This is a genomic window from Aliivibrio salmonicida LFI1238, assembly GCF_000196495.1.
Lineage (GTDB): Bacteria > Pseudomonadota > Gammaproteobacteria > Enterobacterales > Vibrionaceae > Aliivibrio > Aliivibrio salmonicida.
Map to the genome: position 1 here is coordinate 2,718,068 of NC_011312.1, position 12,998 is coordinate 2,731,065.

General features: G+C 38.0%; 13 protein-coding genes and 1 other RNA gene. 7 read left to right on the plus strand and 7 right to left on the minus strand.

Annotated features, from left to right (window positions below):
* Positions 1-73 precede the first annotated feature (73 nt).
* From VSAL_RS13250 to VSAL_RS13260, 3 genes are read right to left on the minus strand one after another with little or no spacing between them, the layout of a single operon-like run.
* Positions 74-1,279 (minus strand): FAD-dependent 2-octaprenylphenol hydroxylase, encoded by a 1,206-nt coding sequence (locus tag VSAL_RS13250; protein ID WP_012551009.1) that lies wholly within the window; start codon positions 1,277-1,279, stop codon positions 74-76.
* A 2-nt stretch (positions 1,280-1,281) separates the two neighbouring features.
* Positions 1,282-2,469 carry a 2-octaprenyl-6-methoxyphenyl hydroxylase gene (ubiH, locus tag VSAL_RS13255; RefSeq protein WP_044583496.1) on the minus strand — a complete coding sequence of 396 codons (1,188 nt, stop codon included), beginning with the start codon at positions 2,467-2,469 and terminating at the stop codon, positions 1,282-1,284.
* A gap of 11 nt (positions 2,470-2,480) precedes the next feature.
* Positions 2,481-3,050, minus strand: coding sequence for a YecA/YgfB family protein (locus VSAL_RS13260; RefSeq protein ID WP_012551011.1), 570 nt, complete (start codon positions 3,048-3,050; stop codon positions 2,481-2,483).
* A gap of 252 nt (positions 3,051-3,302) precedes the next feature.
* Here VSAL_RS13260 and zapA point away from each other — a divergent pair, with 252 nt between their 5' ends.
* The 6 genes from zapA to serA all read left to right on the plus strand — a co-directional run bounded on the left by zapA (position 3,303) and on the right by serA (position 7,665).
* Complete coding sequence (zapA, locus tag VSAL_RS13265; protein ID WP_026025388.1) at positions 3,303-3,629, plus strand: cell division protein ZapA; 327 nt, start codon at positions 3,303-3,305, stop codon at positions 3,627-3,629.
* Between the two features lie 31 nt (positions 3,630-3,660).
* A non-coding RNA gene (ssrS, locus tag VSAL_RS22425) (6S RNA) lies at positions 3,661-3,842 on the plus strand.
* Position 3,843: 1 nt separating this feature from the next.
* The gene (locus tag VSAL_RS13270; protein WP_012551013.1) at positions 3,844-4,425 is read left to right on the plus strand and encodes a 5-formyltetrahydrofolate cyclo-ligase; all 582 of its coding nucleotides are present in this window, start codon (positions 3,844-3,846) and stop codon (positions 4,423-4,425) included.
* Between the two features lie 144 nt (positions 4,426-4,569).
* Positions 4,570-5,226: a ribose-5-phosphate isomerase RpiA gene (gene rpiA, locus VSAL_RS13275; RefSeq protein WP_012551014.1), complete on the plus strand. Its 657-nt coding sequence runs from the start codon at positions 4,570-4,572 to the stop codon at positions 5,224-5,226.
* Positions 5,227-5,413: 187 nt separating this feature from the next.
* Positions 5,414-6,295, plus strand: a complete 882-nt coding sequence (locus VSAL_RS13280) for an IS982-like element ISVsa6 family transposase (protein WP_012548944.1) — start codon at positions 5,414-5,416, stop codon at positions 6,293-6,295.
* A gap of 140 nt (positions 6,296-6,435) precedes the next feature.
* Entirely contained in the window at positions 6,436-7,665 is a 1,230-nt protein-coding gene (serA, locus tag VSAL_RS13285) for a phosphoglycerate dehydrogenase (RefSeq protein WP_012551015.1), read from the plus strand.
* A gap of 102 nt (positions 7,666-7,767) precedes the next feature.
* On the opposite strand, the gene VSAL_RS13290 is transcribed toward serA, so the two are convergent.
* The 4 genes from VSAL_RS13290 to VSAL_RS13305 form a co-directional block, all read right to left on the minus strand.
* A complete protein-coding gene (locus VSAL_RS13290; protein WP_012551016.1) occupies positions 7,768-8,463 on the minus strand; it encodes an oxidative stress defense protein in 696 nt (231 codons plus the stop codon).
* A 164-nt stretch (positions 8,464-8,627) separates the two neighbouring features.
* A complete protein-coding gene (gene mscS, locus VSAL_RS13295; protein WP_012551017.1) occupies positions 8,628-9,488 on the minus strand; it encodes a small-conductance mechanosensitive channel MscS in 861 nt (286 codons plus the stop codon).
* A 256-nt stretch (positions 9,489-9,744) separates the two neighbouring features.
* Positions 9,745-10,524 (minus strand): peroxide stress protein YaaA, encoded by a 780-nt coding sequence (yaaA, locus tag VSAL_RS13300; RefSeq protein ID WP_012551018.1) that lies wholly within the window; start codon positions 10,522-10,524, stop codon positions 9,745-9,747.
* A gap of 113 nt (positions 10,525-10,637) precedes the next feature.
* On the minus strand, positions 10,638-12,071 hold the full coding sequence (locus VSAL_RS13305) for an alanine/glycine:cation symporter family protein (RefSeq protein WP_012551019.1): 1,434 nt from the start codon (positions 12,069-12,071) through the stop codon (positions 10,638-10,640).
* 733 nt (positions 12,072-12,804) lie between these two features.
* Between VSAL_RS13305 and VSAL_RS13310 the strand changes: the two genes are divergently transcribed.
* The gene (locus VSAL_RS13310) at positions 12,805-12,987 is read left to right on the plus strand and encodes a DUF3545 family protein (protein WP_026025389.1); all 183 of its coding nucleotides are present in this window, start codon (positions 12,805-12,807) and stop codon (positions 12,985-12,987) included.
* Positions 12,988-12,998: the final 11 nt, after the last annotated feature.

The following is a 12,998-nucleotide window of genomic DNA, read 5'->3' on the forward strand; positions in this document are numbered from 1 at the left end:
AACGTAAAAAATCAAGAATTGAACACTAAAAAAGGTAGCCATGAGCTACCTTTTTACTGTCTACTTAATGGGATTATTTTGCTATTTTTGGTAAATGCCCCGATAATCCTAATGCTCTTTTTAAACATTCATCTTTTACTGGTGTAAGTTCATTCGTTAATGACATACCAATACCTCTAACCAGTTTTTTTAGTGGATTAGAGCCTGAGAATAACTCTTTAAAACCTTGCATAGACGCTATCATTTGAGCAGCTTCCGTTTTTCTCCATCGCTCAAAACTCCGTAAATTGGTTTTTAAACCAATATCTTTGTTCTCTTGTTGCAACGTCATAATCGTTTCAGCTAATGCCGCTGCATCTGCTAATCCTAAATTGACACCTTGCCCTGCGAGTGGGTGAATCGTATGAGCGGCATCTCCGACTAATACAGCACGCTCTCGGACAAAGTCTTTTGCATAGCGCATTTTTAATGGAAAAGCTTGTCGCTCTCCTTCAACCTTGCAAAGCCCCAATTGATTATCAAACGCCGCCGTTAATTGCTTATTAAACTCATCGCTAGGCATTGATACTAAATTTTCAGCATGTAATGGATCAAGTGACCATACAATAGAGCTTAGATTGGGCTCACTTAACGGAAGGAAAGCAAGTGGGCCTTCAGATCTAAAAATTTGACGAGCTGCTTTATGGTGATCATCAACAGTTCGAACATTGGCTACCAGTGCACTGTGTCCATAATCCCAATGTGTAAGAGGAATATCTAATTGATTACGTAACCATGAATTAGCCCCATCAGCACCAACAACCAACTTAGCCGTTATTCCTTTGCCTGATTCTAAATTAATCCATGCTTCACTTTCGCCAAACATAATACTCGCACAACGCTCAGGAGCGAATAACGTTACGTTATCTTGTTTCGTTATTTTATCGAGTAAAGAAAGTTGAATAACTCGGTTCTCAATAATATGGCCTAAATCTTGTTGGGCGATTTGTGTTGCATCAAAATCAATATGCGCAAAGCTGTCTTGTTCCCATACTTTCATTGAAGTATAAGCCGCCGCTCGTCTTGAGATAATGCCTTCCCAAGCACCAACATTCGTTAAAATATTTTCACTTGCACGACTAATCGCTGAAACACGAACATCAGGTAAAGCAGTTAATTCCGCATCAGGTAAGTGACTTTCTATAATTGCGATTCTTAAACCGCTTTTTTCTAGAGCAGCAGCAACAGTCAAGCCAACCATGCCCCCCCCAATAATCGCAATATCTACACTTTGCATCATAATTATCTATTCACTCGACCCATTGCACGTAATGTTAGGGGTTTTAAAAAAGAACGGAAAATATCAACCGCGTATAAGCTCATATTTCTTCCTACTACCATAGGAAAAACATTATTCGCAAAAATAGAGATTAAACCCGCTGTCATTGTTATGGTTTGTTTTTGATCTGATTGACGTCGTTGCTGATAACGAGAAAGAACAGAATAATCACCGACATCAACATTATCTCTAAAAGCATCAGAAATACATTCAGCCAACGAAAAAACATCTCGAATACCCAAATTAAACCCTTGCCCTGCAATAGGATGCAATGTTTGAGCTGCATTACCAATAGCCGCAAAACGGTGTGACACGTGCTGAGTTTGATGACGTAACCACAATGGATAATGCGCTCGTTTTCCTGCTTTTTTCATTACCCCTAAACGCCAGCCAAACGCGATCTGTAAGTGTGCTAAAAAAGCCTTATCATCAAAAGACGAAATACGTTCTGCTTCTTCTGGGCTTACACACCATACCAGTGAACTACGCCCTTGAGACATTGGAAGTAAGGCGAGTGGCCCATTCTCAGTAAAACGTTCAAATGCCTTACCTTGTGGGTGGCACTCTGTTGTTACATTCGCAATAATGGCTACTTGCTCAAAATTATACTCTTGAGCTTCAATCTGCATACTCTTACACGTTTGAGACTCTGCACCATCAGCCGCAACCACTAATGACGTTGAAATAGCATCTCCGTTTGATAAGTGAATTATCGATGACGCTAATAAACGTTCAATATTAACCACAGTGACTGGACAAATAAAATTAATGTTATCGGTCGCTAACAGTTTTTGATGATAAAAACGGCCAACGTCGGCTAACTCAACAACGTAACCTAAGCTGTCAATATTAAGCTCTGCAGAAGTAAGCTCTGTTATCCCTGCATGATGACGATCTGACACATGAATATGATAAATAGGCGTCGCTACTGGTTCTATTTCAGACCATAACGACACATCTTTCAATAATTGAGTGGTTCCGCTCGACAGTGCAATACTACGAGAATCATACCCAGGATGCTTATATATATTGGGTTCAAAAGCCTCTATAACGGCAATAGATAATGCACCTTTGGTCATTTGTTGTAGTGCCAACGCTAGAGTAGCTCCAGCCATTGCTCCACCAACAATAACAACATCATAATGTGTCATATCTTCACTCATTAGTGGACAGCTTTAGACGCATCTTTATGAATACGTTGACCCAATTCTAAGTGAATAGTTAATACACAAACATGCACATGTTCTAACACTTGTTCAAATAAACTCTCTTGCTCTTCAATATCATCATCTTCGTCGATCCCTAGACGCGCAATTTCTTCTAGATCAACTAAAGCTTCTTTTAATGCTTCTGATGCTTTATCCATTTTCAGATCAACTAAACCAAGTCCTGAAATAAAATGATTCACCCACTCACTTAGTCCATCAGCTCGGTTCATTAGTCCTTCTTTATCATTGGGAATTAACATTGAGAGAGCCAATTCGCTTCCCGTTAACTCTGCAACGGTAAATTGGAAAACGGCACTTCCGATCTGAATGGCACTGTCAGGCCATCCTAACCCATCATTAGTGTAATCATACATTAAAGGCTTCCATGCATTATCATCTAAAGGCAATCCACCACTTATCATACCAACTAGCAGGCCGTGTAATTCTGCGGGCGTTACCGCTAATCCACTGTCTTTAAGGGCTGACTCTACAGTCAGGAATTCTGGCATTTTAATTTCGCTCATTAGAAGCTCTCTAAATTTATGATTAGTACCCCATGCTACCACTTCAAGCAAATTCAGAAAACTCACGATCACTTTCAATTGAGTATCTTTTCATCATATTGTTGTTTTATTAAGAATATAGTTAACCGCTGTCAACAAAGAGAAGGGAAATGCTTGAATCTTATTAATGCATTTCTTATAGTTTCATATAATTATCACTGAAGATAAAATAAATCAGTGTTATCCCCTAGTTTAACGATGAGTAATGTATTGATGACAAGCCAAGCTGTCCAAGTCCAAATATTAGGACGTGCCATTAAGGTGAACTGCCCTGCTGGTCAAGAAGCAGCTTTAAAAGAGGCGGCTAAAGATTTAAATAACCGAGTAAATGAATTATCGGAACGCACTAAAGTAACGAATACAGAACAATTATTAACGATCACATCGCTAAATATCTGTTATGAGTTACATATGTCTAAAAATGAAGCAAGTAAACACTCATCTGATGTTTACCAGCGCATGGGACTGCTTGCTAGTGCATTAGAAGCTGCAATTTCTTTAGCAAAGCCTAGTAAAACGGAAGAAAGTACGGCAGAATAGTCTCATCGCTAAGGATAGCAAAAGAATTAAATTTACCCTGGAGTGTTTGTGGTCGGATCTATGTCCCTGAGCCGATAAGCACAAATTAGGGTTAGTATTTGTTTGCTATTGAGCATGCTCGGCTTGTACTGAGAAGCCTACGGTAAACTTTGCTGATCCGCCTTGAACCTAGGGTTCAAGGGCTACGTTTCACTACGGCACTTTGGGGTATTCCATGCAATCTCCTCGACACCTTCGACAAGACATCCGTCAACGTCGTAAAAACCTCTCTCAGCAATATCAACATCAAGCCGCTTACGATCTCGTACAGCAATGCTCCACTGATCTTTCAATACAAAAAGCTCAATCTATTGCTATTTACCTTTCAGCTGATGGCGAAATAGGTACTCACTTATTAATTGAGTGGCTATGGGAGCAAGGAAAAAACGTTTTCTTACCGGTAATCCATCCTTTTTCTAAAGGCTACCTACTATTTCTTGAATATGACCGCACGACACCTCTTATCGTAAATAAATACCAAATACGAGAACCCAAGTTAGATAAAACTAAAGTCATTCCTATCTCTGAATTGGATCTTATCTTAACTCCTCTAGTTGCTTTTGATCACACAGGAAACCGGTTAGGTATGGGGGGCGGTTATTACGACCGTACACTTAAGAACTGGCATCAATATCAACAAGGTCCTATGCCTATAGGTATTGCTCACTCTTGCCAACAAGTCGATATTTTACCTGTTGAATCTTGGGATGTTCCTCTTCCTCGTATCATTACCTCTGATAAAATATGGAAATGGTAAAAAACAACCGAAAACGTTTGCTTTAAGTATCTTCACATCACTTTTTTACTCTTTCTAGACTTATTTTTTCTGACGAAGAAAAATCTGTACGTTATAATCACGCCGCTTTCATATTGAACACTATTATTTCATTAGGAGAATGTCATGACTCAAGACGAGATGAAAAAAGCAGCCGGTTGGGCAGCGTTAGAATACGTAGAAGTTGGCAGCATTGTTGGTGTAGGTACAGGATCAACAGTAAATCATTTCATCGACGCACTTGCGACAATGAAAGATGACATTAAAGGTGCGGTATCAAGTTCAGTTGCTTCAACAGAAAAACTAAAAGAACTCGGTATTGAAGTTTTTGATTGTAACGATGTTGCTGGTCTTGATGTTTATGTCGATGGCGCGGATGAAATCAATGGTCTGAACGAGATGATTAAAGGTGGTGGTGCAGCCCTTACTCGTGAAAAAATCGTTGCTGCAATTTCTGATAAGTTTATTTGTATTGTTGATAACACAAAACAAGTCGACATATTAGGTGAGTTTCCTCTTCCTGTTGAAGTCATTCCAATGGCACGCTCTTATGTTGCTCGTGAACTGGTTAAGTTAGGTGGTGATCCTGCCTACCGTGAAGGCGTTGTTACTGATAATGGTAATATGATCTTAGACGTTCACAACATGAAAATCACCAATGCGAAAGAGCTTGAAGATAAAATTAATGCCCTTCCTGGTGTTGTGACGGTTGGTTTATTTGCTCACCGTGGCGCCGATGTTTTATTGGTTGGCGCTCCTGATGGCGTAAAAAAATTCGTTTAATACGATGATTCCCCTTCTTATCTCTGTAAATTGAGAGATAAAAATGTCATTTGATTACAAACGGTGCTCATTAGCACCGTTTTTTATTAACTAACCTGAATTCTGGATAAGGCTGAACTAATTGCCCACCTAACGATCAGATCTTTCGACCAAGAATTATTTGAACGTATTTTAAAAGGTGGGCAAGATGAATAAATTAGTTGATATATTTTGTGATGTCGATGATTTTTGTTATCAATTCTTATCTCAATGGGAAAAATACCTTGTTGAGGCTAGTGAGAGAAAAAGAAAACGTCAGTCAGTAATGTCTACTAGTGAATGTATGACTATTGTCATCGCTTTTCATCAATCAAATCATAGAGATTTCAAGAACTTCTATATCGGGTTAGTTCATCAATATTGGAAAGGATACTTTCCAAATTTACTTAGCTACACTCGATTTGTGAGCAAAATGCCTAGCCTAATCGCCCCAATGTGTGCCTATTTTCAATCTATCAAAGGTAAGCCGACTGGCATTGCTTTTGTTGACTCCACGAGTCTTAAAGTATGCCATAACATTCGAATTCCTCGCCATAAAGTCTTTGATGGTGTTGCGAAAAGAGGAAAAGGTACCATGGGATGGTTTTTCGGCTTCAAACTTCATTTATTGATTAACCATCTTGGAGAAATTATTTCGCTGAAAATCACAGCTGGCAATGTAAATGATAGGACTCCTGTACCTGATTTATGCAAAGAACTCTCGGGGAAATTGTACGCTGATAAAGGGTACATAGGTAAAAAGTTGAGTGAGAGCTTAAAGAACTCTGATGTCGATTTAGTGACTACCTCGCGAAAAAACATGAAAGCAAAAGAGATAAGTGCTTTTGATAAGGCTATGTTATCAAAGAGATACATTATCGAAACGATAAATGACCAATTGAAGAATATCTCTCAAATTGAACATAGCCGTCATCGTAGCGTGACTGGTTTCATGCTAAATGTAATTTCAGGCGTTGTGGCTTATTGTTTAAAAAAACAAAAGCCACGAATTAAGCTATCAGAATGTGAATTTGAACTAATCCTCGCTTAAAGCATGTTTTATCCAGAATTCAGGTTAACTATTCCGTAATTTTCTTACCCAAACTGGTTATTTTTTGATACTTTATAATCATCAATAAATAATCACTTCCCTAATCATTATTGATTTTGTTTTTAAGGATAAGAACGACCATGGCAAAAGTATCTCTGGAAAAAGAAAAAATTAAAATTCTTCTTTTAGAAGGATTGCACCCATCTTGTGTTGAAGTTTTTCAAGCTGACGGCTATACAAACATTGAATACCATAAAGGTTCATTGTCAGAAGAAGAGCTTCTTGAAGCAGTAAAAGATGTCCACTTCATAGGTTTACGATCACGAACTCAACTAACCCAAGAAGTGTTTGATGCTGCTAATAAATTAGTTGCCGTTGGTTGTTTCTGTATTGGTACGAACCAAGTAAACCTAACCGCAGCAGCAAAACGCGGTATTCCTGTCTTTAATGCCCCGTTCTCTAATACACGTAGTGTGGCTGAACTAGTATTGGGGCAAATCCTATTACTGCTTCGCGGTATTCCAGAAAAGAATGCACAAGCTCACCGTGGTATCTGGAAAAAAAGTGCTGACTCTTCTTTTGAAGCCAGAGGCAAACGTTTGGGTATCATAGGTTACGGACATATCGGCACACAATTGGGGATCTTAGCTGAAAACCTAGGCATGCGTGTTTACTATTATGATATTGAAAATAAATTATCATTAGGTAACGCCACTCAAATTCAAACCATGAGTGAACTATTAAACAAGTGTGATGTTATTACCCTTCATGTACCTGAAACCGCAGGCACAAAAGACATGATGGGTGCAGAAGAGTTCGCAAGAATGAAACCAGGGGCAATCTTTATCAATGCTGCTCGTGGTACCGTCGTAAAAATACCCGACTTATGTGCAGCGCTTGAATCTGGCCATCTAGGTGGTGCCGCTATTGACGTATTCCCAGTAGAACCTAAAACAAATGCAGACCCATTTGAATCACCATTGCAAAAGTTTGATAATGTTATCCTAACACCTCATGTCGGAGGCTCAACTCAAGAAGCTCAAGAAAACATTGGGGTAGAAGTCGCAGGTAAACTTACAAAATACTCAGATAATGGTTCAACACTGTCATCAGTGAACTTCCCAGAAGTCTCTCTACCTCTACATACTGGCACGTCTCGTTTACTTCATATTCATGAGAACCGCCCAGGCATTCTGACTAAAATTAACAGTATTTTTGCGGATAAAGGGATTAATATCGCGGCACAATACCTACAAACCTCATCAGAAATGGGCTATGTCGTTATTGATGTTGAAGCCGCTCGTTCAGAAGAAGCATTAACGAAGCTAAAAGATATTGAAGGTACTATCCGAGCCCGTATCCTTCACTAATAAATCATACGCTAATAACATCGTACAAAAAAAAGGGTTACGCTTAGTAACCCTTTTTATTTCAATGTATTTTTCTAAACACTATTATAGATATAACGTCGCTTATTCTTTTAAACGATAAACAACCGAAACACTGTCAGAGATAACCATTTGTGTATCTTGGTAGCTTTCAGCTGTATTTGCAGAACTGTCCATACGCATCGCTTTCATCATTACAGGTTGGCTATAATTATTATGATAAGAAATCTTCCAGACGCCTTTCACTGATGTACCAAAACCTTTCGCCAAAGAAGCGGCTTTATTATTTGCATCTTTAATTGCTTCTAAACGCGCAGCTTCAATATATTCTTTTTCTTTGCTTGTTTTAAGTTCAATGTGATTAATTCGATTAATTCCATCACCTAAAGCTTTATCTAAATACCCATTCAGTTTATTTAAATCCATCACCGTAACAGTAATGTTGCGAATCGCTTTATAACCAACTAATTCAGGTTTCTGCCCTTTCGGGTAACGATATTCGGGTGTTAAACGAATATTGCCACTATTAATATTCTCTCGCTTAACACCTTGTACTTCTAAACGAGCTAAAAATCCGATCACTGCCTTGTCAGCAGCTTGCTTCGCTTTTTCTGCTGTTGCTTTACTTTCTACCACATCAACAGAAAACTGAGCCATATCAGGAACAACCAGTACCTTACCCTCTCCAGACACTTCCAAATGAGGAAACTCTGGTGATTCAGCAAATGCAGCAGGGGAAATCAAAGCAGATAAACATAATGCACTAACAATTTTTTTCATTTTAATATCTCAATATAACGTCATGTATATATGACTCTTATTTATATAGAAAATTCCATTTCATATTCATTCTAGTCCACTCTAATCCAAAAGGATAATAGATAAGTAGCAGATAAAAAAAATGCTCCCCGAAGGAAGCATTTTCTACACTAAGACCATAAAGGCTAATCAGCTTTATTCAAATGAACATCCATTTGCGGGAATGGGATTTCAATTCCTTCGCTATCTAGACCTTCTTTAATCGCTTGAAGCGTATCAAAATAAACATCCCAGTAATCTGCAGTTTTACACCACGGACGAACCACAAAGTTTACTGATGAATCAGCTAAAGCAACAACACCAACCGTTGGTGCCGGTGTTTTAAGTACACGAGGATCAGCCTCAAGTACTTTTGTGATCACTTCTTTAGTTTTCTTAAGATCAGCACTATAAGAAACGCCAATAACATGATCAACACGACGTGTAGCATGACGAGAATAGTTAGTAATTGGGCTACCAATAACACCCCCATTCGGCACAACAATCATTTTATTATCTGGAGTAGTTAGGATCGTTTGGAAAATTTGGATAGACTCAACAGAACCAGCCACGCCGCCAATCTCAACGTAATCGCCAGATTTGAATGGACGAAAGGCAACAATCAATACACCAGCTGCAAAGTTTGATAACGAACCTTGAAGTGCAAGACCTACCGCTAAACCAGCCGCACCAATAACAGCAACAACAGAAGCCGTTTGAACACCTACTTTACCTAATGCTGCAATTAATACGATAATAAATAAAAGGTAACGAACTAATGTATGAGCAAAGTCAACGACTGCTTTGTCCATTTTTTTCTTTTCAAGAACTTTACTTACACTACCAGCGACTTTCTTAACGATAATATTACCGATAAAAAGAATAACTAGTGCCGAAATAATATTTACACCATAAGTAATAAAGAGTTCTGAATTATCTGTAAGCCAACGCTCTAAATTAGCAACGCCAGTTGTTGCTAAATCAGTAACTGCACCTTGATCTGCCATTTGATTTGTCCTTTATATAGTTCTCATGCGAATGAGAATGTAGTCATTATTTTGACGATTTATACCTATTCTAACACTATCGATAGTCAGTGTGGTGTTAAATCCTTTTAAATACCTATTTACATGCTTAATTAACGACCTAAACCAATGTTAAAAAATAGCTATTAATACAAGCACCTAGTTAATATAACTACTCAAGCCAAATTTAGAAACATTTTATTTACATAATTTGCCAATAAAATCAATTTCCATGCAATTATTTGAACTGTTCTTCTCGTTTAAACATCAGTTCTTTCTCTGATGATTCAGCTGACACAAAATAGTAACCATCTACCGCAAAACGTTTTAACTCTTCAATGGTTGCAATTCTATTTTCAATGATAAAACGAGCCATTAGGCCACGTGCTTTTTTTGCATAAAAACTAATTATTTTATACTGCCCATTTTTGCAATCTTTAAATATTGGAGTGATCACATCAGCATTTAATAACGCGGGTTTGACGGCTTTAAAATATTCATTTGATGCTAGATTGATAAGAGTCTTATCACCCTGTTCTTCAATCGCTGCATTTAGCTTTTCTGTTATTTTATTACCCCAAAATTGATAAAGATTCGCTCCTCTATCATTTGCTAATTTAGTCCCCATCTCTAAACGATACGGTTGCATCAGATCAAGTGGCTTTAATAATCCATACAGCCCTGAAAGCATGCGTAAATGCCGCTGCGCATAATCAAAATCATCATCACTAAAACTAGCAGCATCAAGCCCGGTATATACATCGCCTTTAAAAGCAAATAACGCTTGTCTAGAATTATCAGAAGTAAAGATAGGAGACCACTCTTCAAATCTAATCGCGTTAAGACTCGCAATTTTATCACTCACTTTCATTAATGAAGAAATATCAAGAGGCGTTAACTTTCGACATACATGAATTAATTCTTCCGAATCAGCAATGAAATCGGGTTGTGTCGATAAATCGGTTGCCAATGGGCTTTCGTAATCAAGGGTCTTAGCAGGAGAAACAACAATAAGCATGAGCGAGAAATTCCTTTATCTGATTTATATAAAGATAGTAACGATTCAGATACAAAAAAGCCACGCTAGGTAGCGTGGCTTTATCTATTTATTTGATGGGTAAAAGCAATTAATTAGTTTTTCTCTTTGTTATTATCCCAAATACCTTCTTCTAATTGAGAATGTAATTCAGGGTAATCTTTACTATCAAAGGTCGGTAATTTACCCTCACTAAGCTGCTTATTGTAATCTTTCGCCAGCTTGATAACGGTTCCTGACAATAATGAAATTGCGATTAAATTCACTATTGCCATCATCCCCATAGAAACATCAGCTAAAGCCCATACCGTAGGTAATGATGATAACGCCCCAAACATAACCATACCTAAAACCACGATACGGAAAATACCGATCCCGGCTTTATGATTGTGCTCCAAGAAAATCAAATTAGTCTCAGCGTACGAATAATTTGCAATGATAGAGGTAAAAGCAAAGAAGAAAATAGCAACCGCAATAAATATTCCGCCCCAATCCCCCACTTGGCTTGTTAATGCTAACTGAGTTAACTCAATACCAGTGACTTCGCCATGCGGTACATATTCACCCGACATTAAGATAATCGCGACAGTAGATGAACAGATAACAATCGTATCCATAAACACACCAAGCATTTGAACATAACCTTGTGAAGCAGGATGCGGCGGATAAGGTGTTGCAGAGGCTGCTGCATTAGGTGCAGACCCCATACCTGCTTCATTTGAGAATAGACCGCGCTTAATACCATTAATCATTGCTTGAGCAATTGCGTAACCTAAACCACCAGCAGCGGCTTCTTGAAGTCCAAAAGCACTCTTAAAGATCAGAGTAACCACTCCCGGTAGTTTTTCTATGTTTGTAACCATGATATATAAAGCAATCGCTAAGTACGCTAATGCCATCACAGGTACTATGATTTCAGCCGTTCGAGCAATGGTTCGAAAACCACCGAAAATAACAATCGCAGAAATAATCACAATACCAATACCGACATACAGAGGTTGCCACCCGAATGCATTCTGCATTGCACTGGCTATCGAGTTTGCTTGTACTGCATTAAATACCAAACCAAAAGCGATGATCAAAAAGACAGAAAACAATACGCCCATCCAGCGCATGCCCAATCCTTTTTCCATATAATAAGCAGGGCCACCACGATAGTTGCCTTCATCATCTTTGGTTTTATATAATTGTGCTAATGTACTTTCAGCAAATGACGTTGCCATACCCAACATAGCAATAAGCCACATCCAGAAAATAGCGCCTGGACCGCCGGCGGTTAAAGCGACGGCAACCCCTGCCATATTCCCCGTACCAACACGCGCAGCTAAGCTGGTGCATAGTGCTTGAAACGATGAAATACCAGAAGAATCAGATTTACGGCTGTTTTTTAAAACAGAAAACATATGCCCAAAATGACGAAATTGAATAAAGCCTAAACGAACCGTAAAATAGATCCCAATGGCGACTAATAAATACACGAGAACTGAACCCCATAACAGGTCATTCAGTAAGTTAATAATACTTGTCACGCTTACCTCTCAGCTAAGTTTGGTTATGACATAGCACACTTGATAAATTTAGTGGCTAAAAAATGACGAACTTTAAGCGTCTTCATCTATGTAGGAATTCGCATTCCTAAAGCACGCATAGAGTATGAAAACGTAAATTTAATTTCACTTTATATAAATATTTACGCATTACTTAAAGCTCGCGAGCCGAATAATGCTCAGTATTTACTGAAAAATCAATAGGAACAGTCCTCTATTTATTCGTATCAGTATTAAATACAAATCAAAACAACAAAAAATACAACGAAAATAAACAACCAAACCGGTGCGGCTACATACAAGAAATGCCTTAAGTCCAATATTATCAATAATGAATTTCTTATTGATCTAATAAAAACAGTCGTCTAGACCCAATCATTAGATGGCAAGATAACATCGCCATTTTTTATATTCAGACTCACTTTCACAGCTAAATCAAGACAACGCAGAGTAAATAAATCAGATTTATTTAACAAAAGACAAACATTAAACGGTTCTCGTCAACTACACTATATTTGTAACTAAACTATAATTTTTAAATATTCACGATTAAGTTTACGTTTCAGTGATCCCCTTCTCATAAAATATTCATCAAAAAGAAACAAATGCGAAACAGTTCAAGTTCATGATCCCATGGGATGTGATACTAAATACCTTGTTAAATAAATGGTGTTACTAATTGTATTTTTTGACTAATTTATAAAACGGAGTGCTTATGGACGGGTACACGCTAAACGAAATATTGGCAACAAAATCATCAACAACAAATAAGAAAAAACAACCAAAACGTTTATGGCGTGAAATAGAGGAACTTCAAGATCGACGTCAGCTGTTGCACGAACTGCAAGAGCTTGATCCCTTTTTTAGCGGCAGTATTGACGATTGTATTTTAAAATAGCCAATAAAAAA

Bases quoted from the DNA above. Each gene is read 5' to 3' on its own strand.
- VSAL_RS13250 (WP_012551009.1), bottom strand. From the start codon at position 1,279: ATGATGCAAAGTGTAGATATTGCGATTATTGGGGGGGGCATGGTTGGC.
- ubiH (WP_044583496.1), bottom strand. From the start codon at position 2,469: ATGACACATTATGATGTTGTTATTGTTGGTGGAGCAATGGCTGGAGCT.
- VSAL_RS13260 (WP_012551011.1), bottom strand. From the start codon at position 3,050: ATGAGCGAAATTAAAATGCCAGAATTCCTGACTGTAGAGTCAGCCCTT.
- zapA (WP_026025388.1), top strand. From the start codon at position 3,303: ATGACAAGCCAAGCTGTCCAAGTCCAAATATTAGGACGTGCCATTAAG.
- VSAL_RS13270 (WP_012551013.1), top strand. From the start codon at position 3,844: ATGCAATCTCCTCGACACCTTCGACAAGACATCCGTCAACGTCGTAAA.
- rpiA (WP_012551014.1), top strand. From the start codon at position 4,570: ATGACTCAAGACGAGATGAAAAAAGCAGCCGGTTGGGCAGCGTTAGAA.
- VSAL_RS13280 (WP_012548944.1), top strand. From the start codon at position 5,414: ATGAATAAATTAGTTGATATATTTTGTGATGTCGATGATTTTTGTTAT.
- serA (WP_012551015.1), top strand. From the start codon at position 6,436: ATGGCAAAAGTATCTCTGGAAAAAGAAAAAATTAAAATTCTTCTTTTA.
- VSAL_RS13290 (WP_012551016.1), bottom strand. From the start codon at position 8,463: ATGAAAAAAATTGTTAGTGCATTATGTTTATCTGCTTTGATTTCCCCT.
- mscS (WP_012551017.1), bottom strand. From the start codon at position 9,488: ATGGCAGATCAAGGTGCAGTTACTGATTTAGCAACAACTGGCGTTGCT.
- yaaA (WP_012551018.1), bottom strand. From the start codon at position 10,524: ATGCTTATTGTTGTTTCTCCTGCTAAGACCCTTGATTACGAAAGCCCA.
- VSAL_RS13310 (WP_026025389.1), top strand. From the start codon at position 12,805: ATGGACGGGTACACGCTAAACGAAATATTGGCAACAAAATCATCAACA.